The following is a 2,825-nucleotide window of genomic DNA, read 5'->3' on the forward strand; positions in this document are numbered from 1 at the left end:
GATCAGGTCCGGCGGCGGCGGGGGACGCGTCGGGTCTCCACCGGGCAGGTTGTCGGGCTCCTCCACCTCCACGAAGAGGTTCTCGTCGGTGCGGAAGGCGAGCTGGCCGATGCACTCCTCGGCCTCCGAGCGCAGCTGGCCCACCTTCTGCTGGGCGATCATCACCTTGGTGAACTCGTGCTCGCCGGGCGCCGCCTCGCTCTTGCTGACGGCTTCCTGGAGCGCGACGTCCGCCTGCTCGGAGATGCGCAGCAGGCCCTTGATCTGCGTCAGCTTCTCGTTGGCGCAGTTGAGCTTCACCACGTCCTTGGTGCGCCGCGCCTCTTCCACCTTCTCCAGCACCTGACGGAGCGCTTCGCGCATGCCGCCCAGGGCCTGTGTGCTGCGCTCCAGCTTCTGGCTGTCCGGCACGTCACCGGCCTTGTCCAGGGCGGGCGCGGCGGGGCGCGGCAGCGGCGCGGGCGCCTGCGCGAGCGCCATCCCGGAGGTGAAGAGTCCCCCGACCACGGCGAGCATTCCCAGGGTGCGCATGCGCCTCACGAGTCCTTCCGGCCCCTTCCAAGCATCAGCGTCGAGCGTAGGAGCGAGGGGGAGGGGTGTCAACGCAATGCCCCATCGCCCTGGAGTCCGGTTTTCAGGCTTTGGATCTCAATCCTGGGGGGCCAGGCGGGCGTTGGCTTCCCGCAGGCGGGCGGACAGGCTGCGCGCGATGTTCACGACGATGAAGGTGAAGCCGTCCCCATGCGCCAACCGGAAGGTCCGCAAATCCTGAGCGGTGAGCTGGAGCAACTCCACCTCGCCCAGGGCGCGCACGGTGGCGGAGCGGTGGTCCTTGTCGATGAGGCCCATCTCCCCGAAGAACTCCGGCGGGCCCAGGACGGTGAGGGGCTTCACCCCGTTGCCCGTCCCCCGGAGCACCACCTCCACCTGGCCGCGCACGATGACGAAGAGGCTGTCGCCCAGGTCACCTTCCTCGAACACCACTTCCCCGTGCGCGTAGCGGTACAGCCGTGCCAGCTCCGCCAGCCGCGCGAGCTCGGCGGGGGCCAGCATTTCGAAGAGGGGGGATGTGGCGATGACGGCCAGCTTCTCCATGTGCTCCCCGCGGGTCCGGTGGCTCCGGAAGGTCCGGGAGTTCGAGCCTATTCCCCTGGCGAGAAGATGAACGGGTAGCTGACGGGGACGTCGTCACTCGGTTGGAAAGGGAACTTCCAGCCGCGGATGGTGGTGATGATGCAACTGCTGACACCCTCGGAGCGCAGGGTGGATTCATCCACCTCCACGTTGCCGGCGCGGCCGTCCGGCTTGAGGTTGAAGCGGACCATCACCCTGCCCTTGAGGGTGGGGTCGCGCTTGAGCTCCTTCTCGTAGCAGCGCTGGATGGACGCCTTCATGCGCTGGATGAAGCGGGCCAGGTCCTTGGGGCTGACCTCGGAGCTGTCCACTTCCGGCACCGCGTCCGCGACCTGGGGCACCTTGACGACCTGCTTGCTGCCGGTGTTCACGGTGCCCGCGCCGGAGGTCTGCGTCGCTCCGATGGCCGCTACCTTGCCGCCGCCGTCTCCCTGCGGGTTGATGCTATTGCCGCCGCCGGAGCCCGCCGTGAGCGCGCCACTTGACGTCGCGCCCGCGAGCGCCTCCGCCACGTTGGTGCCGCTGCCTGCGCTCCCGAGCACGTCCGCGATGGCGTCTCCGCCACCGGGCCCCTTGCCGCCCAGCAGCTTGAGGATGCCGGTGTTGCCCACCTTCTCCGTGAGCTGCTGCCGGCGCTCCGCGCTGTTGGCGGGAGCGGGCGCCGGGTCGGAGGAGGCGGTCTTCTTCGGGGCGGTCTCCGCCTTGTCCGGCTTCTTCTCTTCGGGGGTGACCGTCCCCTTGGGCTCCTCCTTCTTCGCGGGCTGGGGCGGGATGATGGCGCGCACGAAGCGGTCTTCCAGCTGGTCCAGCTCGACCTCGCGCTCCACCGGCGCGGGCTGGGAGACGATGAGCGCCACGCTCAGCACGTAGAGCACCAGCATCGACAGGAGGATGCCGAAGAAGACGCGGTCCACCGTGCGCCACGGGCTGGCCTTCAGCTCCGGGGGCAGGGTGGGCTTGGAGCCCGCCGCGGGCGCGGGGATGAAGTGGAAGAAGAGCGTGGCGTCCGGCAGGTCCACCTTGCCGCGGGCGCTCTCCTGCAGGGGCAGGTCGTAGGTGTCGTCCGCCCGGCGCGTGGCGAGTCCCTGTGAGCGCAGCGCGTCGAAGTCCACGTCCGACGAGCCCAGGTTGACGCGGCCCTGCATGTGCTCGTCGATGATGAGGTGGAACTGCTGGCCGCGGTTCTCCAGCACCTTGAAGCGCGGCGGGCGCGCCTCGGACGGGGGCATGACGATGGTGTTGCGGGCGTCCTCGCCAATGGTGACGGAGTCGTGGAGCAGGTGGTGCTCTTCGACGATGCGCCCGTCCTGGATGACGCCGACGCGCAGCAACTTGGGGCGGGTTTGAAGGGCCATGATCTAGAACGGGTCCTGCTGCACGCTCTGGACCACCTTGGGCACGAAGCTCTCCGTGCGGTTCAGGTCGTCGAAGCTCGGCTTGGAGCGGTCGAGGAAATAGAAGGCTTCCGGCTTCTGGATACGCCCCTCGACCTTGATGGCCTCCAGGTGGATGGCCTTGGCCGGCTTCTTCGTCGCCGGAGCCTGGGGCGCGGGCGTCGCGGCGTCCGCCGCCTTCTTCGTGGACGCGGAGTCCTCCGCCCAGGACGGACGGGCGACGGCAAGCAGCAGCAGCAGGAGGGCGGGGCGCATGGGCGTGAGTCGTGGCTACCGGACGTCTGAGGACACCTTACC

At 69.1% G+C, this 2,825-nt stretch carries 4 protein-coding genes; all 4 read right to left on the reverse strand.

From position 1 onward, the window contains the following. Positions 1–531, reverse strand: a 531-nt coding sequence (locus tag D7X32_RS43970; protein ID WP_120608422.1) for a hypothetical protein, incomplete at its 3' end; no start/stop codon positions are given. Between the two features lie 117 nt (positions 532–648). Then, positions 649–1,095 (reverse strand): cyclic nucleotide-binding domain-containing protein, encoded by a 447-nt coding sequence (locus D7X32_RS43975; protein ID WP_120608423.1) that lies wholly within the window; start codon positions 1,093–1,095, stop codon positions 649–651. Between the two features lie 47 nt (positions 1,096–1,142). Then, complete coding sequence (locus tag D7X32_RS43980; protein ID WP_120608424.1) at positions 1,143–2,489, reverse strand: AgmX/PglI C-terminal domain-containing protein; 1,347 nt, start codon at positions 2,487–2,489, stop codon at positions 1,143–1,145. A gap of 3 nt (positions 2,490–2,492) precedes the next feature. Continuing rightward, the gene (locus tag D7X32_RS43985) at positions 2,493–2,783 is read right to left on the reverse strand and encodes a hypothetical protein (protein WP_120608425.1); all 291 of its coding nucleotides are present in this window, start codon (positions 2,781–2,783) and stop codon (positions 2,493–2,495) included. Between the last annotated feature and the right edge of the window lie 42 nt (positions 2,784–2,825).

Source organism: Corallococcus carmarthensis (assembly GCF_003611695.1).
Classification (GTDB): domain Bacteria; phylum Myxococcota; class Myxococcia; order Myxococcales; family Myxococcaceae; genus Corallococcus; species Corallococcus carmarthensis.

Excerpts from the sequence above, each read along its gene's own strand:
- D7X32_RS43975 (WP_120608423.1), bottom strand. The coding sequence starts at position 1,095 with ATGGAGAAGCTGGCCGTCATCGCCACATCCCCCCTCTTCGAAATGCTG.
- D7X32_RS43980 (WP_120608424.1), bottom strand. The coding sequence starts at position 2,489 with ATGGCCCTTCAAACCCGCCCCAAGTTGCTGCGCGTCGGCGTCATCCAG.
- D7X32_RS43985 (WP_120608425.1), bottom strand. The coding sequence starts at position 2,783 with ATGCGCCCCGCCCTCCTGCTGCTGCTGCTTGCCGTCGCCCGTCCGTCC.